Source organism: Nocardiopsis kunsanensis DSM 44524, from assembly GCF_000340965.1.
Classification (GTDB): domain Bacteria; phylum Actinomycetota; class Actinomycetes; order Streptosporangiales; family Streptosporangiaceae; genus Nocardiopsis; species Nocardiopsis kunsanensis.
Map to the genome: position 1 here is coordinate 36,089 of NZ_ANAY01000018.1, position 23,026 is coordinate 59,114.

At 70.6% G+C, this 23,026-nt stretch carries 20 protein-coding genes; 8 read left to right on the forward strand and 12 right to left on the reverse strand.

The features are described from left to right. Window positions 1-241 precede the first annotated feature (241 nt). Together D456_RS0113245 and D456_RS0113250 are read right to left on the reverse strand one after the other, a co-directional pair. Window positions 242-1,384 (reverse strand): RNA polymerase sigma factor, encoded by a 1,143-nt coding sequence (locus D456_RS0113245; RefSeq protein ID WP_017576665.1) that lies wholly within the window; start codon window positions 1,382-1,384, stop codon window positions 242-244. Window positions 1,385-1,421: 37 nt separating this feature from the next. Then, complete coding sequence (locus tag D456_RS0113250; RefSeq protein ID WP_026115831.1) at window positions 1,422-1,829, reverse strand: YciI family protein; 408 nt, start codon at window positions 1,827-1,829, stop codon at window positions 1,422-1,424. Between the two features lie 341 nt (window positions 1,830-2,170). On the opposite strand from D456_RS0113250, the gene D456_RS24170 reads away from it, so the two are divergent. Further along, the gene (locus D456_RS24170; RefSeq protein ID WP_083904581.1) at window positions 2,171-3,082 is read left to right on the forward strand and encodes an SDR family NAD(P)-dependent oxidoreductase; all 912 of its coding nucleotides are present in this window, start codon (window positions 2,171-2,173) and stop codon (window positions 3,080-3,082) included. A 248-nt stretch (window positions 3,083-3,330) separates the two neighbouring features. Here D456_RS24170 and D456_RS0113260 read toward each other — a convergent pair whose 3' ends face one another. From D456_RS0113260 to ychF, 5 genes are all read right to left on the reverse strand, one after another. Next, the gene (locus D456_RS0113260; protein ID WP_017576668.1) at window positions 3,331-3,753 is read right to left on the reverse strand and encodes a type II toxin-antitoxin system VapC family toxin; all 423 of its coding nucleotides are present in this window, start codon (window positions 3,751-3,753) and stop codon (window positions 3,331-3,333) included. After that, on the reverse strand, window positions 3,750-3,983 hold the full coding sequence (locus D456_RS0113265; protein ID WP_026115832.1) for a FitA-like ribbon-helix-helix domain-containing protein: 234 nt from the start codon (window positions 3,981-3,983) through the stop codon (window positions 3,750-3,752). Before D456_RS0113265 ends, D456_RS0113260 begins: the two co-directional genes overlap by 4 nt. A gap of 221 nt (window positions 3,984-4,204) precedes the next feature. Continuing rightward, a complete protein-coding gene (locus D456_RS0113270; protein ID WP_017576670.1) occupies window positions 4,205-5,182 on the reverse strand; it encodes an LLM class flavin-dependent oxidoreductase in 978 nt (325 codons plus the stop codon). Between the two features lie 607 nt (window positions 5,183-5,789). After that, window positions 5,790-6,617 carry a PhzF family phenazine biosynthesis protein gene (locus D456_RS0113275; protein ID WP_026115833.1) on the reverse strand — a complete coding sequence of 276 codons (828 nt, stop codon included), beginning with the start codon at window positions 6,615-6,617 and terminating at the stop codon, window positions 5,790-5,792. Window positions 6,618-6,781: 164 nt separating this feature from the next. Further along, window positions 6,782-7,867 (reverse strand): redox-regulated ATPase YchF, encoded by a 1,086-nt coding sequence (gene ychF, locus D456_RS0113280; RefSeq protein WP_017576672.1) that lies wholly within the window; start codon window positions 7,865-7,867, stop codon window positions 6,782-6,784. 297 nt (window positions 7,868-8,164) lie between these two features. Here ychF and D456_RS0113285 point away from each other — a divergent pair, with 297 nt between their 5' ends. The 3 genes from D456_RS0113285 to D456_RS0113295 all read left to right on the forward strand — a co-directional run bounded on the left by D456_RS0113285 (window position 8,165) and on the right by D456_RS0113295 (window position 11,394). Next, entirely contained in the window at window positions 8,165-9,145 is a 981-nt protein-coding gene (locus tag D456_RS0113285; protein ID WP_017576673.1) for an FkbM family methyltransferase, read from the forward strand. A gap of 94 nt (window positions 9,146-9,239) precedes the next feature. Beyond that, window positions 9,240-10,607 carry a DNA recombination protein RmuC gene (locus tag D456_RS0113290; protein ID WP_017576674.1) on the forward strand — a complete coding sequence of 456 codons (1,368 nt, stop codon included), beginning with the start codon at window positions 9,240-9,242 and terminating at the stop codon, window positions 10,605-10,607. Window positions 10,608-10,836: 229 nt separating this feature from the next. Next, on the forward strand, window positions 10,837-11,394 hold the full coding sequence (locus D456_RS0113295) for a DUF6542 domain-containing protein (RefSeq protein ID WP_017576675.1): 558 nt from the start codon (window positions 10,837-10,839) through the stop codon (window positions 11,392-11,394). Window positions 11,395-11,415: 21 nt separating this feature from the next. On the opposite strand, the gene D456_RS0113300 is transcribed toward D456_RS0113295, so the two are convergent. The 3 genes from D456_RS0113300 to D456_RS0113310 form a co-directional block, all read right to left on the reverse strand. Further along, the gene (locus D456_RS0113300; RefSeq protein WP_017576676.1) at window positions 11,416-11,691 is read right to left on the reverse strand and encodes an exodeoxyribonuclease VII small subunit; all 276 of its coding nucleotides are present in this window, start codon (window positions 11,689-11,691) and stop codon (window positions 11,416-11,418) included. Next, window positions 11,688-12,989, reverse strand: a complete 1,302-nt coding sequence (gene xseA / locus D456_RS0113305) for an exodeoxyribonuclease VII large subunit (protein ID WP_230480153.1) — start codon at window positions 12,987-12,989, stop codon at window positions 11,688-11,690. The genes D456_RS0113300 and xseA overlap by 4 nt, the downstream gene beginning before the upstream one ends. Window positions 12,990-13,342: 353 nt before the next feature. Continuing rightward, window positions 13,343-14,035 carry a hypothetical protein gene (locus tag D456_RS0113310; protein ID WP_017576678.1) on the reverse strand — a complete coding sequence of 231 codons (693 nt, stop codon included), beginning with the start codon at window positions 14,033-14,035 and terminating at the stop codon, window positions 13,343-13,345. Window positions 14,036-14,353: 318 nt separating this feature from the next. Here D456_RS0113310 and D456_RS0113315 point away from each other — a divergent pair, with 318 nt between their 5' ends. After that, window positions 14,354-15,340, forward strand: a complete 987-nt coding sequence (locus D456_RS0113315; protein WP_083904582.1) for a 4-hydroxy-3-methylbut-2-enyl diphosphate reductase — start codon at window positions 14,354-14,356, stop codon at window positions 15,338-15,340. 134 nt (window positions 15,341-15,474) lie between these two features. Here the strand turns inward: D456_RS0113315 and D456_RS0113320 are convergent, their stop codons facing one another. Then, the gene (locus D456_RS0113320) at window positions 15,475-16,101 is read right to left on the reverse strand and encodes a DUF4245 domain-containing protein (protein WP_017576680.1); all 627 of its coding nucleotides are present in this window, start codon (window positions 16,099-16,101) and stop codon (window positions 15,475-15,477) included. 62 nt (window positions 16,102-16,163) lie between these two features. Next, on the reverse strand, window positions 16,164-16,787 hold the full coding sequence (locus tag D456_RS0113325) for a TetR/AcrR family transcriptional regulator (RefSeq protein ID WP_017576681.1): 624 nt from the start codon (window positions 16,785-16,787) through the stop codon (window positions 16,164-16,166). Between the two features lie 130 nt (window positions 16,788-16,917). On the opposite strand from D456_RS0113325, the gene glpX reads away from it, so the two are divergent. From glpX to D456_RS0113340, 3 genes are all read left to right on the forward strand, one after another. Then, entirely contained in the window at window positions 16,918-17,934 is a 1,017-nt protein-coding gene (gene glpX / locus D456_RS0113330) for a class II fructose-bisphosphatase (RefSeq protein ID WP_017576682.1), read from the forward strand. An 814-nt stretch (window positions 17,935-18,748) separates the two neighbouring features. Beyond that, entirely contained in the window at window positions 18,749-20,311 is a 1,563-nt protein-coding gene (locus D456_RS0113335; RefSeq protein WP_017576683.1) for a hypothetical protein, read from the forward strand. Window positions 20,312-20,580: 269 nt separating this feature from the next. Further along, a complete protein-coding gene (locus tag D456_RS0113340; protein WP_017576684.1) occupies window positions 20,581-22,857 on the forward strand; it encodes a catalase in 2,277 nt (758 codons plus the stop codon). The last annotated feature ends 169 nt before the right edge of the window (window positions 22,858-23,026 follow it).

The following is a 23,026-nucleotide window of genomic DNA, read 5'->3' on the forward strand; positions in this document are numbered from 1 at the left end:
GGCACAGTGGTCGCCGATTCGGATGTCGTTCGCATGAGTACGAACACCTCACTCATCGTCACTGCATGGAGTTGCGGCTCGGAAAATGAGACGGCGGAGGACTCCTCCGGGTTCTCCCCCTCACCGACACGGCGTGGAAAGTGAGCTCGACGGCCGATCGGACGGCCGTTCTGCACGGTGTCCGGTACGGCGGTGTGCGTTTTCGCAGGCCCCATGGCAGCTGTCCCTCCCTTCGAACCCCTCACCCGTCGGCGCCGCGCAGTCGCACGGCCCGGCGCTCCAGGTGGACCCGTTCGGCCTCGGACGTGGCGCGCCGCGCCGCCTCGGTGTACGCGAGTGCGGCGAGGTCCAGGTCCCCCGCGCGCTCGTGCAGGTGCGCCGACACCGCGGCGTACCGCGGCGTGGCCGTGTCGATCCCGATCAGAGCTGCCGCCCCCGTTCGGGGACCCTCGGCCTCGCCCAGCGCGACGGCACGGTTGAGCCGCACGACGTCGGACCCGGTCAGTTCCACGAGCTCGTCGTACCACTCCACGATCTGCGGCCAGTCCGTCTCCTCCGTACTCGGTGCGTCCGCGTGCAACGCGGCGATCGCCGCCTGGACCTGGTACTCGCCCCGTCGGTCGCGGGCCAGTGCCTCCTGCAGGATGTCGATCCCTTCCCTGATGAGGGCCGTGTCCCACAGCCTGCGGTCCTGCTCGGAGAGCGGCACCAGGCGGCCCCCGGCGCCCGTGCGCGCCTCGCGGCGTGCGTGGTGCAGCAGCATGAGGGCGAGCAGTCCGCTCACCTCGGGCTCGTCGATCCGTGAAGCGAGCTGCCGGGTGAGCCGGACCGCCTCCGCCGCCAGGTCGATGTCGCCGGAGTACCCCTCGTTGAAGAGGAGGTAGAGCACCCGCAGCACGGTAGTCACGGACCCGGGCCGGTCCAGTCCGCGGTCGGCGATCCGCTGCTTGGCGCGGCTGATCCGCTGGGCCATCGTCGCCTCCGGCACCAGGTAGGCCTCCGCGATCTGCCGTGTGGTGAGCCCGCCCACGGCACGCAGCGTCAGGGCGATCGCCGAACCGGGTGTGAGGGCCGGGTGTGCGCAGAGGAAGTACAGCCACAGGGTGTCGTCCCGGGAAGGGGCGGCCCCCGGCCGCGGTTCCATGGCATTGCGTTCCTCCCGCAGGGCACGCGACTCGTCGCTGCGTACCTGGTCGAGGAAGGCGCGCCACGCAGTGGTGATCAGCCACCCCGTCGGGTTGCGGGGCGGGTCGTGGGGCCACACCTCCACGGCCCGCACCAGCGCGGACTGGACGGCGTCCTCGGCCGCAGCGAACGACAGCCCCCTTCTGACCAGCGTGTTCACCACGTGGGGGATCCGTTCACGGAGGCCGGTACCGTCCATCGGTTCTCCCTCCCGCCACACTTCCCGCTCCCGTCCCTCACTCGGTCACGGTGGGCGCCGGCTCCATCACGGGTCGGACCTCGAGCCATTCGCCCAACGGGTTCCCGCCGGCCCCCGGTGCCGCCGACAGGTCGGAGGCGAGGGCGAGGGCGCGCTCGTAGGAGTCGACGTCGATGAGCATCCACCCGGCGACGAGGTCCTTCGTCTCGGCGAACGGCCCGTCCGTCACCGGTGGCCGTCCCTCCCCGTCGTAGCGGACCCATTCCCCGTCCATCGAGAGGGCGGCGCTGGCCACGAACTCCCCCGAGTCCCGCAGGCGGTCAGCGAAGTCGTCCATGTACGCGACGTGCGCCTCCCACTCGGATTCCGTCCACCGGTCGCCGGGAACGTCGTTGAGCGGCGCCTTGCCGCCGCGGTAGTGCTTGAGCAGCAGGTACTTGGGCATCGGTTCTTCCTTCCCCTCGTTGCGGACCATTGTGACCGCATTCACCGTGGAGACGGAGCCCCGGACACGTTCTCGACATCCCGCGCGGAAATCGTCCGGAGAATTCGCGTACTGCCGTACCTGCTGCCGTCGAGGACGGGGCGGGGCCGGGGTGTGGCCCCGACGGGCCCGCCCGCTACGGCGGGAGGTTCCCGGGTCCGGCCCCGGAAGATGCGGATCTCTCAGGCGCAGGGCCGTGCGTTCGGGCCGCAACAGAGCGAGGCGAGACGGCCCGTCTTGACAATGCACAGGCCGTACGCCACGCTTGCGAGACACATCGTCTCGTCGGAAAGGTTCAGCGCATGGCTGAGACATCACGCCCGCCTCGCACCTGGCTCGTCACCGGAGTGGGCCGTGGCCTCGGTCGTGCGTTCGCCGGGGCCGCCCTTGCGCAGGGCGACCGCGTCGTCGGAACGGTCCGCAGTCCCGGAGCGATGAAGGAACTGCAGGAGGCACACCCGGACTCGGCCCACGAGCTCCTGCTCGACGTCCGTGACGCCACGGCGGTCACCGCCGCCGTCGAGGACGCAGCGCAAACTTTCGGCGGCCTCGACATCGTCGTCAACAACGCGGGCGCCGGCTTCGTCGGCGCCCTCGAGGAGGTCGGCGAGCAGCAGGCCCGCGACCACTTCGACCTGAACCTGTTCGGCGCGATGTGGGTCTCCCGCGCAGCGGTCCCGCACTTGCGCGCGAACGGCGGCGGCGAGATCGTGCAGATCTCGACGGTCGGCGCCATCGGTGCCATGCCGACGTTCGGACTGTACAACGCGAGCAAGTGGGCACTCGAAGGGTTCAGCGAGGCGCTGGCCGCCGAGGTCGCGCAGTTCGGGATCCGGCTGACCATCGCCCAACTCGGCGGATTCGCGACCGACTGGGCCGGGAAGAGCATGCCGTTCGCCGCCCCGAAGACCGAATACGACGAGCTCCGCTCAAGCATGTTCGGCACCCCGGAGGTCCCGTGGCCGGACGCCGACCCCGACGCGTCGCCGACGGACGCCGATCCGAGCCTGGCGGCCGAGGCACTGATCGCACACCTGTCCGACCCCGACCACCCGCTGCGGGTGCTGATCGGTGACGACGCCCGGGAACATGCCGCCCTGGCGTACGCGGCCCGCCGTGACTCCTACGGCAAGGACGGGGAGTTCACCTGGCCGGCATCGACCTTCCGGTCGGAAGCCACAGGCCACTCCACTGCTGCGGGGCTCTCGACGTGATCCCACACGTCGAAGCGGAACCCCACGACGCCGCCGTCGGAGAACACGTACCCCTTGCCCCCGGTGGGCCCCTGCCCGACGAACGCGCGGCCTGCATGCCCTCGGCCGACACGGCGTCGCCGGAGGAGAGCACTCGGCCCTGATGAAGCCGCCCCGCGGCGGCCGGTCCCGAGCCGGGACCGGCCACGGCCGCCGGGACGGCGTTCAGCCCGTGCACTGTCACCGCGGAAGTTCCGAGTCGCCTCTCCTCACGGAGCGAGCCAGGGGTCGACCAGCTCGACGCCGGTCCGGGTGAAGTCCTTCGTGTTCCGGGTCGCGCACACAGCACGATGGAGTCTGCAGATCGACGCGATCTGCGCATCAGCCGTGGCGATGGGCAGCCCCGCGCGCTCGCGCGCGAGGAGAACCTCGGCGTACTCCGCGGCCGCTTCCTCGTCGAAGGCGAGCAGGGAACGGGTGTCCCGGTAGGGCCGGACCGCGCCGTCGATCGCCGCCTCCAGGTCCTCCCTGCGCCGCCCGCCGGGCAGTCTGCGAACGCCGGCAAGCAGCTCCGCCAACGTGATCGTGGTGATGGCGACGTCATCCGTGAGCGCTTCCAACCATGCGACGACGCGCGGCTCAGGGTGAGGGCGGAAGAGCTCGGAGACGACGTTCGTGTCGAGCACGATCATCCGAAGTCCACCGATCGGGCCTCGTCCGAACGCTCCGGGACCGGCAACTCCCCGGTGCCGCCGGACGCACGAGCGGCCTCCAGGAGCGCGAGACCGATGTGCGGGCGCGCTGACGCCTGCGTGAGGATGTCACGCACTTCGGCCTCCATCGAGCGGCCGTGCTCCCGGGCCTGCGCCGCCAAGCGCTGCTTCACCGACTCGTCGAGACCTCTGACGACGATGGATGCCATGTCGACCACCTCCCCACGTTGATATCAACCATGATAGCAATATGGGTCTGCCGGGGCGAGAGATCCGCTTCCGAATCAGGGTTGCCGGAGCTCCACGGCGTCACCGGAGGAGACCGCTCGGCCCTGAGGAAGCCGCACCGGATGCCGGCCCCGCGGCGGCCGGCCCCGAGCCGGGACCGGCCACGGCCGCCGGGACGGCGTTCAACCCGTGCGCTGCACGCTCAGAACCAGTTCTCGGCCAGCAGCCGGAGCGAGCGTTCCCGGACGGCCGGGTCGTAGGCGTAGGTGGTGGTGATGAGCTCATCGGCACCCGTGCGCTCGACGAACTCCGCCAACTGCCGCACGGCGGTCTGCGGAGAACCGACCGCCTTGATGCTGAGCATCGGGTTGTCGAGGCCCCGTGCCTCGGCCGGGTCGACCGGCGGCTGGATCCTGCGGGACCGGCCGCGTGAGACGTCCGCGAACATCTGGCCCACCGAGGTGAATTCGCGCTCGGCCTCGGCGTCGCTGTCGGCCACCATGACGTTGATGCCGGCCAGGACGTAGGGCTCGTCGATCTGCGCCGTCGGCGCGTCGGCGGTGAAGCTGCTCCGGTAGATCCTGATCGCGTCGTCGAGCTGGTCGGGCGCGAAGTGCGAGGCGACGGAGAACGGCAGTCCGAGCTGACCGGCGATCGAGGCGCCGTTGACGGTCGACCCGAGCACCCAGATGGGGACCTCCGTGCCCGCGGAGACCGCCGAGGCGATCTGCATGCTCCGGGCGGTCCCCTCGCTGAACCAGCCCTGCAGGTCGTAGATGTTCTGCGCGAACTCCTGCGGCTCGGCCGAGGAACGGCTCAGTGCGCGGGCGGTCATCATGTCGGTGCCCGGTGCGCGGCCCAGACCGAGATCGATCCGGTCACCGTGGATGTTGGCCAGCGTGCCGTACTCCTCGGCCACCATGAGCGGGGCGTGGTTGGGCAGCATGACCCCGCCCGACCCCACACGGATCCGTTCGGTGGCCGATGCGGCATGGCCGATGAGCTGCCCCGTGGCACTGGCGGCCAGGTTCGCCGTGTTGTGGTGCTCCGCGAACCACAGTCGCGTGTAGCCGAGCCGGTCGGCCGTCTTCGCCGCCGACATCGACGAAGCGATGGCTTCACGGGCCGTCGAGCCCTCGGGGATGGAGACGAGGTCGAGAACACTCAGTGGGACGGACATGCTGCACCGTTTTCTTTGCACAGGGGAGGCCGGGTCCGCATCTGTGTGCCTCTGCCCGGACGGCTCCCTTTTCCTGCTCGCGTCCCGCTTCACCCGCGGAGATACGGCAGAGAGGTCAATGTTCCCGGGAAAGTTCCGGCGCAGCATCCGGTTCGGGAGCTGCGCCGGCCCCCGTGTGGTCCGGCGCTACGGTTCCCGGGCGGGGAGGTCGGCCACCCCGCTCAGCTCTCCTCGCCGCACCGGCCACCTGTTTCCTGCTGGATATCACAGCCCCCGGCGCTACCCCGGGGGCCGGTCCCGGGCGCACGCTTCGGGCCGGTGGCACGGGAGCGGTCTCACCGGCAGCGCTACACGCCGAGGCGGAACTCCACCCCTTTCAGGCTGTTGAAGGGACATCACCGGCATCGACGATGCCGTCGCCGTGCTCATCGTGGCCAGAGGGCTACAGGCTCTGGCTCCCTCAGAGCGTGGACCTCACGACGATGGCCGGGACAGTCCGGACTCCGCCGACTTCCAGCGCCAACTGCTCGCCGTGCCGATCCCCGGCCCGAGAGCGGCTCCGGTGTGCCGAACGACACGTGGACGGCAACGGCCGACTGGTCAGACGTCACTCGGACAACAGGACCGTTCCTTCGAGGTACCGAACGCACCGCCCGGACAGCAATGCACGCTCCTCCCGCAGGCGAATCACGACTGTCCCTCCACGGGCCGACATCTGGCGGGCCGTCATCTCGCTCTTCCCCGAGCGCGCTGCCCACAAGGGAGCCAGCTGGCAGTGGGCGGAACCGGTGACCGGGTCCTCGGGGACGCCGGCCTGTGCGCCGAACCAGCGAGAGACGAAATCGAACCCTGCACTGTCACCCGGCGCGGTGACGGCGACACCGCGTACAGGTAGCGAAGCCAGGACTGCCAGGTCGGGAGCAAGCCCCCGAACGGTCTCGGCGTTCTCGACCGTGTAGATCAGATCGGTTGCCCGATGTGCCTCCAGCACTTCGGCGCCGAGTGCGTCCGCGATCAGCGGATCCACCTCGACCGGGGTCGGGGTCTCGGCCGGGAAGTCCATGGTGAGCAGGCCCTCCGCGGATCGCTTCACGGTCAGCCGGCCGCTGCGGGTCGAGAACTGGAGGGTGTCGGCATCGGGGTGGACGTCGTCGAACAAGTAGGACGAGGCCCCCAGCGTTGCGTGGCCGCAGAGGTCGACCTCGGTGGCCGGAGTGAACCAGCGCAGCTCATACACCGGCAGGCCGGGACCTGGTGCGGGACCGCCGTCAGCATCGTGGACGACCAGGAACGCAGTCTCGGAGAGGTTGTTCTCGAGCGCGAGCTGTTGCAGCACCGCGTCCGGGAACCAGTGCTCCAGGAGCATCACGGCTGCCGGGTTGCCTTCGAAGAGCGACTCCGCGAAGGCGTCCACCTGTACCAACGGGATTCTCAAAAAATCTCCTGAAAACCGGTGAGCGGGAGATCGGTCCGTCCCCATCCCACGCATGGCGGAGCCGCCCCGTTACCGTGCCGTGCGCACGCCCGTGGCTTCCCTGCAGGAGGGACGGCCACGGGCCGCACGAGAGGTGACGCGGCACCGGCCCGTGCCCTCGGCACTCACACGTTGAAGCGGAACTCCACGACGTCGCCGTCGGACATCACGTACTCCTTGCCCTCGATGCGGACCTTGCCCGCCGAGCGCGCGGTCTGCATGTCGCCGCCCGACACGAGATCGTCGAAGGAGACCACCTCGGCCTTGATGAAGCCGCGCTGGAAGTCGCTGTGGATGACCCCGGCGGCCTCGGGGGCGGTGGCGCCCTGCTTGATCGTCCAGGCGCGGGCCTCCTTGGGCCCGGCGGTCAGGTAGGTCTGCAGGCCCAGGGTGTTGAACCCGACACGGGCGAGCTGGGCGAGGCCGGACTCGGTCTGGCCGAGCGACTCCAACAGCTCCTGGGCCTCGTCCTCCTCGAGTTCGGCGAGCTCGGCCTCGATCTTGGCGTCGAGGAAGATCGCCTCGGAGGGCGCCACGAGTTCCTGCAGGCGGGTGCGCAGCTTCTCGTCGGCGAGCTCCTCGCTGTCGAGGTTGAACACGTAGATGAACGGCTTGACGGTGAGCAGGTTGAGCTCACGCAGCCGGTCGGTGTCCACCCCCTCGGCAACGGAGAGCGAGGTGCCCCGGTCGAGGGCCTCCTGCGCGTCGCGGGCGGCCTGCAGCGTCTCCTGGGCGGCCTTGTCCTTGGCGTTGCGCTTGGCTTCCTTCTCCAGGCGCGGGACGGCCTTCTCCAGGGTCTGCAGGTCGGCCAGGATCAGCTCGGTGTTGATGGTCTCGATGTCGCGGGACGGCTCGATGTCACCGTCGACGTGGGTGACGTCCGGGTCGTCGAAAGCCCGGATGACCTGGCAGATGGCGTCGCTCTCGCGGATGTTGGCGAGGAACTTGTTGCCGAGCCCCTCACCCGTGGAGGCGCCGCGCACGATGCCGGCGATGTCGACGAAGTCGACCGTGGCGGGGATGAGCTTGGCCGAGCCGAAGATCCCCGCCAGTGTGCCGAGCCGGGCATCGGGCACACCCACGACCCCGACGTTGGGCTCGATGGTGGCGAACGGGTAGTTCGCGGCCAGAGCGTCGTTCTTGGTCAATGCGTTGAAGAGGGTGGACTTGCCGACGTTGGGCAGGCCGACGATCCCGATTGTCAGACTCACAGGACCCGAGTCTATGCGGCCGTAGGGGGCCACCGATCCGTCGTGGTCGGAAAGCGTGCACGATCCCCCTGATCGCATGCGCACCGGCGACCCCGCACAGTAGGTTCGGTACGTGTTGTCGAGGCACAGCCGCGAACGGGGGGAGGGGCTCGCGGGCCGCAGTCCGGGTCCGTGAGGGGTGCGACACCGACGGGGCGGTGGGCCGTGTGCCGCCGCTCCCGGGCCGTGGAGGGGAGACACGGTCGCCGGTGCGGGCCCGGTTCCCCGACCGCGGCACCGTTTCTGGGGGGAACACCTGTGGTCACCGACCAACTGCGTGCGCTCGTGCGCCGCTATCCGATCGTGCGTTTTGCCACGCAGCGTCTGCGGACCCGTCTGCCGCGGAGGTTGGGCGGGCTGGCCCCGGAGCGGCTCTCGCCGTGGATACGCCGCTTCCCCCTGGAGCTGCCGCGCACGGAGGAGGGGTCGGCGGCGGGCCCGGACCGGACGGAGCTGGAGCTGCCGGGCGACCTCACGGTGCCGCGCCGGCTGGAGAGGTTCGGGCTGGCCCAGCACGAACCGGCGAGCCTGTCGTGTTTCCTGGCGGCGGTCGAGCACGCGGAACCGGGTGCGGTACTCGACGTCGGGGCGGGCGTGGGTGTCTACGCGGCGTTGGCGGCGGCCCGGTCCCGCCGGGCGGTCTTCGCGTTCGAGCCGACCCCGGAGGCGGCCTCCGCGGCCCGTACGGTCTCCGGCACCTGCGGCCTGGGGTTCACGGTGGTGGGCACGGCCGTCGGCAACTACAACGGGACGGCCCTCCTGCGCCGTTCCCCGTACAACGACATGTGCAACGCGACGGTCCCGGGGGCGGGCCGGGCAGGCCTCGCCCACGTCCGGGTCCCGGTCGTGTCCCTGTCCCGGTGGGCCGAGGGGGCCGCCGTACACCCGCGTGTGATCACGGTCGACACGGCGGGCACCGAGCCGGACGTGGTCGCAGGGGCGTTGGAGGTGCTGCGCCGCCACCGGCCGTGGGTGCTGGTCAAGGTGCGTCCGGACCGGGGGTTGGAGGAACGGCTCATGGCACTGCTGGAGCCCCTCGGGTACTGGTGGTACCCGGTATGCGAAGAAGTGCCCCCGTCCCCGCGTAGCCGTATCGACGCCCCGGAGTCGCCCTCCTGGGAGCGTATGTGGCTGCTCGCCCCGCACGAGGCTTCCCCGGCGTACTGGGCCTCGGTTCTGGCCTGGCGGTCCGCGCTGGGCCGCTGCCTGCCGGCGATGCGGCCCGGTTCCCAGAACTGACCGCGGACCGGCCCCGGAGGTGCGCGTCGGGCCACCGGAGCGGTACCCGCGTCCGCCGACGGGATCGGGGCCGGGGCTGCGACCATGGGACGCCATGGACGGTCTCGCACTCTTGCTCACGCTCCTGATCGGTCTGGCCGTCGGTACTGCCCTGGGGTGGGCGCTCGCGCGCTCGCGCGACGCCGGGTCACGCGCCGATGCGGAAGCGGCCCGGGGACGTGCCGAATACATGGAGGAACAGCTGGCCGAACGGTTCAGGGCCATGTCGGTACAGGCCCTGGACCAGAACAACCAACAGTTCCTGGAGCTGGCGGAGGGCCGGTTGCGTGCGGTCAACGCCGAGGCCGGCGGGGACCTGGACGAGCGGCGCCGTGCGGTGGAGCGGATGGTCGAGCCGATCACCGAGACCCTGTTGCGGGTCGAGCGCCGGATGCGGGAGGCCGACTCGGGTCGGGCGGCGGCCCACGCGGAACTGGCCAAACAGGTGGAACTGGTGCGCGAGGGATCGGACCGGCTGCGCGATCAGACCCGCTCGCTGGTGACGGCTCTGCGCCGCCCGGAAGCCCGCGGCCGGTGGGGCGAGGTGCAGCTGCGCCGGGTCGCGGAGCTGGCCGGCATGGCCTCGCACTGCGACTTCGACGAGCAGGCGAGCACCCCGGACGGGTCGCAGCGGCCGGACATGGTGGTGCGCCTGGTCGGGGGCAAGAACATCGTCGTGGACGCCAAGGTCCCGCTGTCGGCCTACCTGGACGCGGTCGAGTCGGGGCAGGAGACCGACCGGGACACGCAGTTGCGTGCGCACGCCAAGCAGCTGCGCACCCATGTGGACCAGCTCGCGGGCAAGTCGTACTGGGCCTCGTTCACCCCTGCCCCGGAGTTCGTGGTGCTCTTCATCCCGGGTGAGGCGTTCCTGGCCCCGGCGTTGGAGCAGGACCCGGGGTTGTTGGAGCACGCGATGGCGCGCCGGGTCCACATCGCCACCCCCACGACGCTGATCTCGTTGCTGCGCACCGCCCAGTACGCGTGGCAGCAGGAGGCGTTGAGCGAGAACGCCCGTGAGATCTTCGACCTGGGCAAGCAGTTGCACCAGCGGTTGTCGATCCTGGGCGGGCACGTGGACGGTCTGGGCCGGGCGTTGGACCGGACGGTGGCGGCCTACAACCGGACGGTGGGATCGTTGGAGAACCGGGTGCTGGTGACGGCGCGGCGGTTCGAGGAGCTGGGTCTGGTCGAGGGTGATCTGGAACGCCCCTCGGGGGTTCGGGAGAGCCCGCGGGCGCTGTCGTCCCCGGAGCTGGCCGGGGACGCCGACCTCGCTGACCAGGAGCGATCCGACTCAGGGGCGGGTGGTGGCGCGTTCCGTGAGAACACGGAGAGCGGCGGCTCAGGCCGGGGGCCGTCGGAAAGGTTCTCCGCGGAGAGTATTCAGCACGCTCACAATGGGAACACCGGCATGACCTGAATGCACCTTTTTCCCGCTCTCAGCATCTCTCTCCCCAGTTCACCGGAACTCGCCGGAAAACTTCCAGAACCCGGAGGGACGAAGCTGCGGTCCAAGGTTCAGAAGGCGCGTTCGCCCCGGAAGGGACAAGGGGACAAAAGGACAACACGATCCCCGGAAAAGACACCGAACTCTCACGAGAAGTGACACACTGAACGCCGTGAGTAACACATTTGGGAGGCGCACGGCCATGCCCCCGCGCAGGCACGAAGACCCGGAGCCCGGCCACGCTCCTTACTTCGTACGTTCCGAGGACCGGGGCACGCACACGGCCGTGGCCCAGAAGGCACAGCAACGCTCCGGCCGCGCCGCGCCCCGACCCGCCCGCCCCTCGAGCGCACCGGCGGGCCCACTCCGGCTGACCGGCCGCGGCGGGGTACTCCTCATCGTCCTGTTCAGCGTCGCGGGCACGATGATCGCGCACGCGGCCTCCTGGCCCGCGGCCCCGGGCATCGCCTTCACGGCGGCCTGCCTGCTGACCGCGGCCACGGTGCGCCCACCCGACCTGCTGTCGCTGTCGGTGAGCCCGCCCATCGCGTTCTTCGTGTCCGTGGTGAGCGCCGAATCCGTGCTCGCACTCGGCAACGACGGCTTCACCCGGGTCCTGATGCTCGGTCTGGCCTCCCGCCTGGCGGAGGTCGCCCCGTGGCTGTTCCTGGGCACCGCGCTGGTACTGGTCATCGCGGTCTTCCGCGGGCTCCCCGGGAACCTGCGCGAACTGGGCGACGAACTCAACGGCCGCCGCTGACCCGGGCCGCAGCGCCCGGGCTCAGAACGGTGTACCGGTGTCCTCTCCCCCGGCCCCTGCCCCGTTCTCCGCACGTTCGTCCATCGCGGCGGCCAGTTTGGCACGGGCCCCCTCGAGCCACTGCTCACACACCCGCGCGAGCTCCTCACCGCGCTCCCACAGAGCCAGCGAGTCCTTCAGGCTCAGACCGCCGGACTCCAACTGGCGCACCACGTTGTTGAGCTCCTCCCGGCTCTCCTCGTAGCTCATCTCCGGTTCGGCGGCGGTGCCGTTGCCCGTCTCGGCGCTCTCACTCACGGGTTCTCCCCCTCGGTCGTCTCGGCGGGTGCGGGGTCCCCGCTCCCGGTGGTCCCTGTGCCGGCCGGCGCGGGGTCCTCGCCCCCGTCGGCCTCGATCTGCGTGACCCTCGCGCGCAGGCTGTCCTCGGTCAGACGCACCCGCAGTTCCTCACCCTCCTGCAGGTCGGTGGCGGAACGCACCACGGAGCCGTCCTCCCGCTGCACGATCGCGTAGCCGCGGGCCAGGGTCGTGGCGGGCGAGAGCGCGTGCAGGCGGGCCCGGGTGTGGCCGAGGCCGTCGGCGGAGCGGTCCAAGGAGACGGTGAGGCTGCGCCGGGCGCGGTCGCGCAGCTCCACGACCTGTTCGGTGAGCCGGTCGACCTCACGGACCGGATCGGCCAGCGCCGGGCGGGAACGCACACTGCGCAGCCAGGAGAACTCGCGCTCCAGACCGCCCTGGACGACCCGACGGCCCCGGTCGCGGAGCTGGCGCACGATCTCGAGCTGTTCGCCCACGTCGGGCACGGTGCGTTTGGCGGCGTCCGTGGGGGTGGAGGCGCGCACGTCGGCGACGTGGTCGAGCAGGGGTGCGTCCTGTTCGTGGCCGATGGCGCTGACGACGGGGGTGGTGGAAGCGGCCACCGCACGCACCAGGGCCTCGTCGGAGAAGGGCAGCAGGTCCTCGAGCGAACCCCCGCCGCGGGCGATGACGATGACGTCGACCTCGGGGTGGGCGTCGAGGTCCTGGAGGGCCGCCACGACCTCTCGGACGGCACGTTCGCCCTGGACAGTGGCCGGACGCACCTCGAAGCGCACGGCGGGCCAGCGGCGGCGGCCGTTCTCGAGAACGTCACGTTCGGCGGCCGAGTCGCGCCCGCACACGAGCCCGACGGTGTTGGGCAGGAACGGCAGCGGGCGTTTGCGGGCCTGGTCGAAGACGCCCTCGGCGGTGAGGGTACGGCGCAGCTGTTCCAGGCGGGCCAGGAGTTCACCCAGCCCCACGTGGCGGATCTCCAGGGCCCGCAGGGAGAAACGGCCGCGGGGTTCGTAGAAGTCGGGTTTGGCGTGCACGACCACGCGTGCGCCCGGTTCGGGGGGCGGGCTCTGCGCGTCGAGCACGGCCGTGGGGCACACGACGTTGGCGGAGACGTTGGCGACCGGGTCGCGCAAGGTGATGTAGGCCATGCGGCCGCGCCGGTTCAGTTCGGCGATCTGCCCCTCGACCCAGATCCGGCCCAGGCGGCCGATCCACTGGCCGACGGCGTTCAGAACGACGCGGACCGGCTGCGGCGCCTCGGCTGAGCTCTCCATTCCCATGTCTCGGCAGCCTAGGACAAGGCTGCGACAGTTCTGCCCGCAGGCGCGCCCGCAGGTGGAGGTGGGAAGGCCTTCGGAGCGGGATCGGGGTGGGTGCACCTGCGCTGGGTCTGAACCCTTTATGTGGTTGAGCTTCTGGGTTTCTTGTGGTGAGGGGAGCCCTTGCACCGTGCACCTGCGCTGGGGCTCGGCCCCTCACATGGTTGGGCCTCTGGGGCTCTTGTGGCCCGGCAGACCATGCACCGTGCACCTGCGCGGGGGCCCAGCCCTTCGTGTGGTGGAGCGTCTGGGTCTCTCGTGGTTGGGAAGGCCTTCGGAGCGGGCGCCGGAGGAGAGGGCGCCCGCTCGAACCGCTAGTTCTCCTCGGCCTGGAGCTTGGCGATGCGGTTGTCGTACATCTTGACGAACTCCGGGCGCGACTGGTGGGCGACCTCGTAGGAGCGCAGGTCACGGACCTGGTCGACGGTGAGCTTGCGCAGGCGCGCGCGGATCGAGGGGAGGGTGAGCTCGTCGTAGGTGGGCACGGCGAGTTCCTCGGCGGAGGGGGCGGCCCCCTTGCGTACGCGTTCGAGGACCTCGTCGCTGGCGACCTCGGTGTGGTTGTCGTTGGCGCCGAGTTCCTCGGCGATGGCGGCGGCCTTCTCGGGGACGTCGTCGGTGGCCGGGGCCGGCGTCCCGGTCTCCGGAGCCGGCTCCTCGGCCTGCCCGGTCTTCTCGGCCGGGGCGGACTTCTCGGCCGGGGCGGACTTCTCGGCCGGGGCCTTCTCCCCCGCCGTCCCGGCCGGGGCCGGCTTCTCAGCCTTCGGGGCCTCCGCAGCCTCCGCGGTCTCCTCAGGGGCGGAGGTGGCGGCCTCCTCGGCCTGCTCGGCCGGGGCGGCCTGCTCCATGGTCGCGGTGGAGGTCCTGTGCTCCCCGCCGCCGTTCTCCGCGGCCGGTCCCTTGTTCTCGGCCTGCGACTCCCGGACCGCGTCGGATGCGGTGTCCTTGCGGCCGAAGGCGCCCTTGACCAGGGACAGCAACTTCGTGACGATCGACGTGTTCGACATAGGGCGGGGGCTCCTGAGGGTCTCGGCGGATGGGCCAGCGGCGCGCTTCCAGAAAACCAGGCAAGGCCGAGTTGAGTGCGAACCGCCTTCTGACGGATGTGGTGGTGAACCAGGATAGAGGAGGGTGGAACACCATGAGCGGGGGGACAGCTGCATGATCCCCACACTTCACTGCGGAAGCGGATACGTCCCGTTGCGATCCCGTCACATTCACAAGGCGCCTACGGTGGGGGAAGGGCCGACCACTGTCGCGGTGCCGTATACCACACAAGGCCCGAAAGCCCCCCACCTCACCGCACCCCACCTAGGATGTGAAGTATGAGTGCGACGACTGCCACGAACCAACGCCGTGTGCTGCTCGCCAACCCGCGGGGTTACTGCGCCGGTGTCGACCGGGCGGTCATCACCGTCGAGAAGGCCCTTGAGCAGTACGGCGCTCCCGTCTACGTCCGCAAGCAGATCGTGCACAACACCCATGTGGTGCGCACGCTGGAGGAGCGGGGTGCCGTCTTCGTCGAGGAGACCGACGAGGTCCCCGAAGGCGCCATCGTGGTGTTCTCCGCCCACGGTGTCTCCCCCGCCGTACACGAACAGGCCGACCAGCGTCAGTTGAAGACCATCGACGCGACCTGCCCGCTCGTCACCAAGGTCCACAAGGAAGCGCAGCGGTTCGCCAAGGGGGACCGCGACATCGTCCTCATCGGCCACATCGGCCATGAGGAGGTCGAGGGCACCAGCGGCCAGGCGCCCGAGCACATCCAGATCGTGGAGAGCCCCGAGGAGGTCGACAAGGTCCAGGTGCGCGACCCGGACAACGTCTCCTGGCTCTCCCAGACCACCCTGTCGGTGGACGAGACCAACCAGACCGTGGACGCTCTGCGCGAACGGTTCCCCAACCTGCTCGACCCGCCGAGCGACGACATCTGCTACGCCACCTCGAACCGCCAGGACTCCGTGAAGGCCATGGCTCCCGAGTGCGAGCTGGTCATCGTCGTGGGGTCGGACAACTCCTCGAACTCGGTGCGCCTGGTCGAGGTCGCCCTCGAGGCCGGCGCCGACGCCTCTTACCTCATCGACAACGCCACGCTCCTGGACGAGTCCTGGCTGGAGGGTGTCACCACGGTCGGTGTGACCAGTGGCGCCTCCGTGCCGGAGATCCTCGTGCGCGAGCTCCTCGACAAGCTGTCCGGGCTCGGCTACGGCTCGGTCACCCCGGTGACCACGGCCGAGGAGAACCTGACCTTCTCCCTGCCCAAGGAACTGCGGCGCGACCTGCGTGCCGAGCAGGCCGAGGCCCAGAAGTAGAGACCGACAGAGCACCCCCGGGGCCGGGACGAGGACCCGGAACCGGTGGGTGCCACGGCACGACCGGGGGCCGCCGTGGTGCACGGCGGCCCCCGGCTCGTGTTCGGGGCCGGCTCCAGCGGGTCCGGGACGGTTCAGGGCTCGGAGGGCTCGGTCTCCCCGTCGGCGGTCTCCTCGGTGTCGGGGCTCTCGGTGCTCCCCGCGTCCTCGGTACCTTCGCCCTCCCCGGTGTCCTCCTCGGGCATGGTCCGCAGCCCTCCGGCCATGTACGCGAGTTCGTCGAGGTCGGCGGGGCCGGACACGATCAGCGTGACGCCGTCCTCCTGCGAGACCAGGGCGCGCCAGTCGTCCTCGTTGTCGAAGTGCTCCCACTCGCGGTCACCGGCGTTGACCGCGCCGACCTGTTCCGCGTCCTTCACACGTTCTGCGATCACGTGTTCGGGGTCGTCGTCGCTCTGGGTGAGCATGACGTGGCTGTCCTGCGGGGTGGCAAATCCCAGGCTCCACTCCATCGGCTCGTTGATGTCCAGGTGGGAGCTGGTCGGGATCCACCCTTCCGGGAGGTCCTCGGCCGGCAGGGTCACCGGGTAGTCGGCCTCGGCCCGCAGGGTCTCCGCGTCCGGCCCGTACTCCACCGTCGGGATGCGCTCCTCCGAGCGGGTCGCGACGACGACGTACATCAACAGCAGGATGCCGACGATGATCCCGAGGGAGATGGCGTAGTTCTTGAAGGTCGCGCTGGACCGGCTGTACTCACTCATGGCACATTCCAGCTTGCCGCAGGCTGGAGAGGACTCCGACCCGGGGTACCCGGAGCCTCCGGTCAGTTCGCTGCGGTCTCCCGCTCGTGGGCCCGGGGCTGGAGCGTCCCCAACAGGTCGGTGATGTCGTCGGCGAGGCGTCGGGCATCGGCGTCGTCGAGGCGCACGACCTCGGCGACCGCGATGAGCATCGCGCCGGAGACCACGATCAACAGGGCCTCGTCGACCGGCTCCTCGGCCTTGCGGAACAGTGCGACGTTCCGGTCGGTCCACCTCGTCAGGCGCTCGCGGAGCTGGTAATCGAACCCGGGCGGACCGTCGCCGCTGAAGAACAGGCGGGTGGTCTCGCGCTCCTCCACGCAGCCGAGCAGGTAGGCGCGGGCGGCGATGTTCATCAGGCGTGTGGGATCCTTCTCACCCGCGCTGCGCGCCTCGACCACGGCCTCGTGGGTGCGTTCCTGCTGACGGGCCTGGAACTCCTCGTACAACGCCAGATACAGATCCGCCTTGCCGCCGAAGTGGTGGTAGAGGCTGCCGACACTGGCTCCGGCCACGGACACGACCTCGCTGACACCCGCCTTCGCGAAGCCCACCGTCCGGAAGACCTGGGCCGCCGCCCGAAGCAGGGCGCTGCGCGTGGCGGCCCCCCGCGGGGAGGTCCTCGTGGGTTTGTCCGTCCTGTCCACAGTCACGCCCTCTTCAACTCCGTCGCCGGTGGGCCCGCGTGGAACACGGGCCCACCCACGGGCCTGTCGGAACACCTCGGGTGACTACCCTAAGACGTAGGTCCCACCCTGCTCCTCGACGGAAGGTGCCATGTCCATGTCGCAACCCGGTAACTCCACCGTTCCCGACCGCAACCTCGCGTTGGAACTGGTCCGTGTCACCGAGACGGCCGCGCTCGCGGCCGCCCGCTGGGTGGGCAAAGGCGACAAGAACGGCGCGGACGGCGCTGCGGTCCGCGGCATGCGGCACATGATCAGCACCGTGTCGATGAACGGCACCGTCGTCATCGGCGAGGGCGAGAAGGACAACGCCCCCATGCTCTACAACGGGGAGAACGTCGGCGACGGCGGCGGGCACGACTGGGACGTCGCCGTCGACCCGGTCGACGGCACCACCCTGACCGCGAACGGTATGCCCAACGCGGTGGCGGTGATCGCGTTGAGCCCGCGCGGGACCATGTTCGACCCCTCCGCGGTCTTCTACATGGAGAAGCTGGCGACCGGCCCCGAGGCCGCCGAGGTCGTCGACATCACTGCGCCCGTCGGCGACAACGTGCGCGCGGTGGCCCGTGCGAAGGGCAAGACGCCGCAGGACGTCACGGTCGTCATCCTCGACCGCCCGCGCCACCAGCAGATCGTGGAGGAGGTGCGCGAGGCCGGGGCCCGCATCAAGTTCATCAGCGACGGCGACGTGGCGGGCGCGATCATGTCCGCCCGCGCCGGTACCGGGGTGGACCTGCTGCTGGGGATCGGCGGTACCCCGGAGGGCATCATCACCGCCTGCGCCATGAAGTGCCTCGGCGGGGCCATCCAGGGACGCCTGTGGCCCAAGGACGACGCCGAACGGCAGCAGGTGATCGCCGCCGGGCACGACGTGGACCGGGTCCTGACCACCGACGACCTGGTCTCCTCCGACGACGTGTTCTTCGCCGCGACGGGGATCACCGAGGGAGAGCTCGTGGACGGGGTGCGCTACGAGTCCACCCGCGTGCACACGGACTCGCTGGTCATGCGCGGGCGCAGCGGGACCGTGCGCCAGGTGCACAGCGAGCACCGTCTGAGCAAGCTCTCCTCCTACAGCGGCGTGGACCTGAGCACCGCTTCGTGAGTTCCGGGCACGCGGGCGTCCCCCGGGGCGCCCGCGTGCCGCCCGAAGGGGCACGTGTGCCCTGCCGTGCGGGGCCGTCCGCTCAGGGAGGACAGGACGGGACGTGCACAGGACCCACGGGCAACGGGACCACCCGCGCGGCCGGGACGCCGAGGGCACGGACCCCTGAAGGGGGGCTCGGCTGCGAGGCCGCCCGGCGCGGGGAGTAACCTCGTTCCGAGCACATGAGAGCAGCTCACCGGCCGTGCTCGGGCCGGTACGGGCCCCGGGGCCGGCCTCGTTCCCGCAGAGGCACGCACCCGGGGCGCGGACGGTGAGCGTGCCGCCGGAACCCGGACATGAGGACACGTTCGTGGATGGTGCGTGTCCGCGAGCGGGCGCTCGCCCCGCCCTGCCCGGGTCCGTCCACCACCCCATGGGCCCGCAAGGAAGTCCGAGCCTTTCTCCGGGCCTTCTCTCCTGCCAACACATTCCCCACCCTTCTCCCTGACAACAAACGACGGGCAACGATCGCGAACCATCCCGGGGGTGGTGGGCATCAGACCCACCGGTTCACCGCGCGATCCGCGCACCCGTTCAGTTCCCCGCCGGAGGTCCGATGTCCTTCCCCGATCCCCCACAGCAGCCCCAGTGGCAGCAGCAGCCCGGGCAGCCTGGGCCGGGGCAATCCCCGCAGGCCGGCGCCCCGGGTCAGCCCGGCGGCCCCGGTGCCCCTACCGGCCCGGGCGGTCCCGTCCCTCCCGGCGGTCCCGGTGGTCCGGGTGCGCCCATGCCCCCCGGCGGCCCCGCAGGCCCCGGCGGTCACGGTGCACCCATGCCTCCCGGCGGCCCGGGCGGTCCCTTCCCTCCCGGCGGCCCCCACGGCCACCCTTCCGGCGGTGCCGTGCCACCCGGCGGTGGCGGCGGCGGCCGTAAACGGTGGCTCATCCCCGTCGCGGCCACCACGGCCGTGCTCGTGATGGCGGGTGCAGTGTGGGCCTCGGTGTCCCTGCTGAACTTCGGCGGCAACCAACCCGAGGCCGTGCTCCCCGGCAACACCGTCGCGTTCGGTGAGGTCGACCTGTCCATCGACGGCAGCCAGGCGGTGGAACTCATGGAGTTCATCGACCAGCTCCCGGACGAGGTGGCCGAGGAGATCGACACCGGGGACGGCGACATGAACGAGCTCTTCGCCGACGTGTTCACCGATGCCTTCCCCGAGGCGGACAAGGCCTCGGTGAGCGAGTGGATCGGTGACGGCGCCGGCGCGGGCCTGTGGCCCTCCGACGACGAGGAGGTCGGTTCCGAGGCCGGTACCGCCGGCATGGGCAGTGTCATCGCGCTGTCGGTGGAGGACGAGTCCCTGGCCGAGGAGGACCTCTCCTCCCTCTCCGGCGAGTACGACGACCTCTACTACGAGATCACCGACGGTTTCGCGCTCCTGACCCCTGACGGCGCCTCCCTGGCCGACATGGAGCGCCAGGTGGAGGAGCACGGCACGCTCGACTCCGCCGACGAGTTCTCCTCCGACGTCTCCGACCTGCCCTCCGGCAGCCTCGCCACCGCGTGGGGCGACCTGGGCGCACTGAGCGAGGTCGAGGGGCTCTCCGGGGAGTTCCAGGCCGGTACGGCCACCGGCCCGGCCGAGATCTCCGGCCGCGCCTCCGGGGCGCTGCACGTGGACGGTTCCTACCTCGAGGTGCAGTCCTCGGTCACGGACTGGTCGGTGGACGGCGCCGACATGACGTGGCTGTCCGAGGCCGAGACCGGCAGCGTCGAAGCCGTCGGCCGGCTCCCGGAGAACACCGTGATGGCCTTCGGGGCCACCGGTCTGGACAGTGCCCTCAGCGATGCCTACGACGACGGTGAGCTCGACTTCCTCACCGACAACCGCGACTTCCAGCAGATGGAGCGCCAGCTGAACTCGGTGGGAGCACACCTGCCGGAGGGCTTCGGTGCGCTCCTGGGAACCTCCACGGTCTTCGGCATCACCGGCCAGGGCTCCGACGGCTTCTTCGAGGGGACCGGCGGTCAGGAGTCCTTCATGTACCGGGCCGAGGGCGCCGACCAGCAGGTGCTGGAAGACTTCGTCAACGACCTGGTCGTGGGCCCCTACGGGCAGCCGCCCGCGATCGACGAGGAGGACGGCACCGTGGTGGTCCAGGAGGGTTCCAGTTCCACGGGCGCCCTCGCCGACGACCCGGTGTTCGAGCAGACCATGCAGGAGATGGACGGGGCGGTCGTGTCCGGGTTCTTCGACCTGCGCCAGGTCCTGGAGCAGGGCTCGGACGTGGCCGACCCCTCCCAGTGGGGCGCCGTCGGGCTCTCGGTGACCCCGAACGAGGAGGGCAACCAGCTCTCCGGTGAGCTGCGGTGGTCGCCCAGCGGCGGAGAGTGACTCGGGGGCCCCGGTCGCCGGGGCCCCTCCACCCGAACGTGCGGGGCCGTGTCCGTCAAGGGCGCGGCCCCGCGTCGTGTCCGGGCGGACGGCCCGGCTCAGGGATCCTCTCGGCAAAGACTGGGTACAAGTTCCCGGGCGAGCGAAATCCCTCCGGTTCGTTCTCCTTCTGTCGGGTAGCGCGCGTATGTGACCCTCCGGGCACGGAGGGTCACAGCGGCATGCCATGTGCGCCGTGTCAGGATGCGCATCCTTCAGGAGGGACCTTCGTGAGAGAGAACAATCCGCTCAAGGCCGCAGCCGACAAACTCGCCGAAACCGTCAAGGACGGGGACGAGCCGGAGGCAGTTGTCCCGGGCAAGCCGGCCAGCCGGACACCGTCCCTGGAGGAACCGACCGAGCCGCACGAGCCGCTCCCGCCCAAGTCCGACCAGGAGAAGCCGGCCCCGCACACGGCGACGGGCCGACCGACCGGCGGGTCCTCGGAGGAGTTCTCGCAGGGCGGCGCCTACCTGACCAACGCCCAGGGCATCCGGCTCCCCGACTCCGACCACTCGCTCAAGGCGGGCCCCCGCGGTCCGGTCCTGATGCAGGACCACCACCTGCGCGAGAAGATCATGCACTTCGACCACGAGCGGATCCCCGAACGCGTGGTGCATGCGCGGGGGGCCGCGGCCCACGGCGTCTTCCGGGGCTACGGAACGGCCGCGAGCGTGACGAAGGCGGCCTTCCTGGGCAAGGACGTGGAGACCCCGGTGTTCACGCGCTTCTCCACGGTGGTCGGCTCACGGGGCTCGATGGACACCGCCCGCGACACCCGCGGTTTCGCCACCAAGTTCTACACGTCCGAGGGCGTCTACGACCTGGTCGCCAACAACATCCCGGTGTTCTTCATCCAGGACGCCATCAAGTTCCCCGACGTCGTCCACGCGGCCAAGCCGCACCCGGACCGGGAGATCCCCCAGGCCCAGAGCGCGCACGACACCTTCTGGGACTTCGTGTCCACGCACACCGAGGCGTTCCACCACACGATCTGGTTCATGGCCGACCGGGGCATCCCGCGTTCCTTCCGGACCATGGAGGGCTTCGGCGTACACACCTGGCGGCTCGTCAACGAGCAGGGCGAGACCACCCTGGCCAAGTTCCACTGGAAACCCAAGGCCGGTGTGCACTCCCAGGTGTGGGAAGAGGCCCAGATCACCGGTGGCGTGGACCCGGACTTCCACCGCCGGGACCTGGCCGACGCCATCGAGGCGGGCGCTCACCCGCAATGGGAGCTGGGTATCCAGACCTTCCCCGACACCCCGGAGCAGACCTTCGAGGGCATCGATCTGCTGGACCCGACCAAGATCGTCCCCGAGGAGCTGGCGCCGGTCCAGCCGATCGGCCTGCTCACCCTCGACGCGAACCCGTCCAACTACTTCGCCGAGACCGAGCAGGTCGCTTTCCACCCCGGTCACCTGGTGCCCGGCATCGACGTCACCGACGACCCGCTCCTGGCCGGGCGGTTGTTCTCCTACCTGGACACCCAGATCACCCGGCTCGGGGGCCCCAACTTCGCGCAGCTGCCCATCAACCGCCCGCACGCGCCGGTCAACGACATGCTGCGCGACGGCATGCACCAGACGGCCGTGTACAACGGCGTCGCCCCGTACAAGCCCAACAGCCTGGACGGGGGCTGTCCTTTCTTCGCCGGCAGCGACGAAGGCGGGTACGTGGAGGTTCCCGCATCGGTCGCGGCCTCGAAGAAGGTCCGGCAGTCGCCCGAGTCGTTCGCCGACCACTTCACCCAGCCCCGGCTGCTCTGGCTCAGCCTGTCGGCGGTCGAGCGCGAGCACATGATCAGCGCGTTCACCTTCGAGCTCGGCAAGTGCTACGAGAACGCGATCAAGGAGCGCACCCTGCGGGCGCTCGCCGAGGTCGATCCCCACCTGTGCGAGCAGGTGGCCGAAGGACTCGGCCTCCCGGCACCCGCGGCCACCCGGGAACTCCCGTCGCTGCGTCCCAGCCCGGCGCTCTCGCAGGTGGGCGACAAGTGGCCCACCGCGGGCCGCATGATCGGCATCGTCGCCGACGACAACGCCGACCTCTCCGCGGTCCGGGCCCTTCGCGACCAGGTCTTCGACGGCGACATGGTCCCGCTCGTGTTCGCGCCCGCCGGTGGCGAGCTCGGCGCGGGAGGGGACGATCCCGTCACGGTGCAGCGCACCTTCGCCACGGGCCGCTCCATCGAGGTGGACGCACTGATCCTGGTGGGCAACATCGCGCAGGGCAAGGACTCCTTCGCGGCCCGGGACGCCAAGGCCTGGAGCGGAACCGTCGAGGAGGCCGTCGACCCCCGCGCCCTGCAGCTGCTCACCGAGGCCTACCGCCACGCCAAGGCCGTGGGGGGACTGACCGCCGCGCGGCCGGTGTTCGAGACGGCGGGTGTGCCCACCGACGCACCCGGTGTCGTCATCGGGGACGACGGTGCGGCGGTCCTGCGGGAGATCGTCGATCTGCTCGGCTACCACCGGGTGTGGGAACGCTTCCCCGCCGACGCCTGACCGGGGACCGGTCCGGATGTGCACCGGACCGGCCCCGGTCCGTGCCCGGGGCCCGGCGTTCGCGTGATCGGACGCCGGGCCCTCTCCTGTGCGGGGACCGTTCCGTCCCCCGGAGAACCCTGGGGCAACCGGCCCCGCGCCCCAGGCCGCTCGCGGGCCCCAGCTCCCG

Coding starts and splice junctions, on each gene's coding strand:
- D456_RS0113315 (WP_083904582.1), top strand. CDS start 14,354: ATGAGTGCGACGACTGCCACGAACCAACGCCGTGTGCTGCTCGCCAAC.
- D456_RS0113270 (WP_017576670.1), bottom strand. CDS start 5,182: ATGTCCGTCCCACTGAGTGTTCTCGACCTCGTCTCCATCCCCGAGGGC.
- D456_RS0113260 (WP_017576668.1), bottom strand. CDS start 3,753: ATGATCGTGCTCGACACGAACGTCGTCTCCGAGCTCTTCCGCCCTCAC.
- D456_RS0113245 (WP_017576665.1), bottom strand. CDS start 1,384: ATGGACGGTACCGGCCTCCGTGAACGGATCCCCCACGTGGTGAACACG.
- glpX (WP_017576682.1), top strand. CDS start 16,918: ATGTCCATGTCGCAACCCGGTAACTCCACCGTTCCCGACCGCAACCTC.
- xseA (WP_230480153.1), bottom strand. CDS start 12,989: ATGGGAATGGAGAGCTCAGCCGAGGCGCCGCAGCCGGTCCGCGTCGTT.
- D456_RS0113310 (WP_017576678.1), bottom strand. CDS start 14,035: ATGTCGAACACGTCGATCGTCACGAAGTTGCTGTCCCTGGTCAAGGGC.
- D456_RS0113320 (WP_017576680.1), bottom strand. CDS start 16,101: ATGAGTGAGTACAGCCGGTCCAGCGCGACCTTCAAGAACTACGCCATC.
- D456_RS24170 (WP_083904581.1), top strand. CDS start 2,171: ATGGCTGAGACATCACGCCCGCCTCGCACCTGGCTCGTCACCGGAGTG.
- D456_RS0113290 (WP_017576674.1), top strand. CDS start 9,240: ATGGACGGTCTCGCACTCTTGCTCACGCTCCTGATCGGTCTGGCCGTC.
- D456_RS0113335 (WP_017576683.1), top strand. CDS start 18,749: ATGCCTCCCGGCGGCCCGGGCGGTCCCTTCCCTCCCGGCGGCCCCCAC.
- D456_RS0113265 (WP_026115832.1), bottom strand. CDS start 3,983: ATGGCATCCATCGTCGTCAGAGGTCTCGACGAGTCGGTGAAGCAGCGC.
- D456_RS0113250 (WP_026115831.1), bottom strand. CDS start 1,829: ATGCCCAAGTACCTGCTGCTCAAGCACTACCGCGGCGGCAAGGCGCCG.
- D456_RS0113295 (WP_017576675.1), top strand. CDS start 10,837: ATGCCCCCGCGCAGGCACGAAGACCCGGAGCCCGGCCACGCTCCTTAC.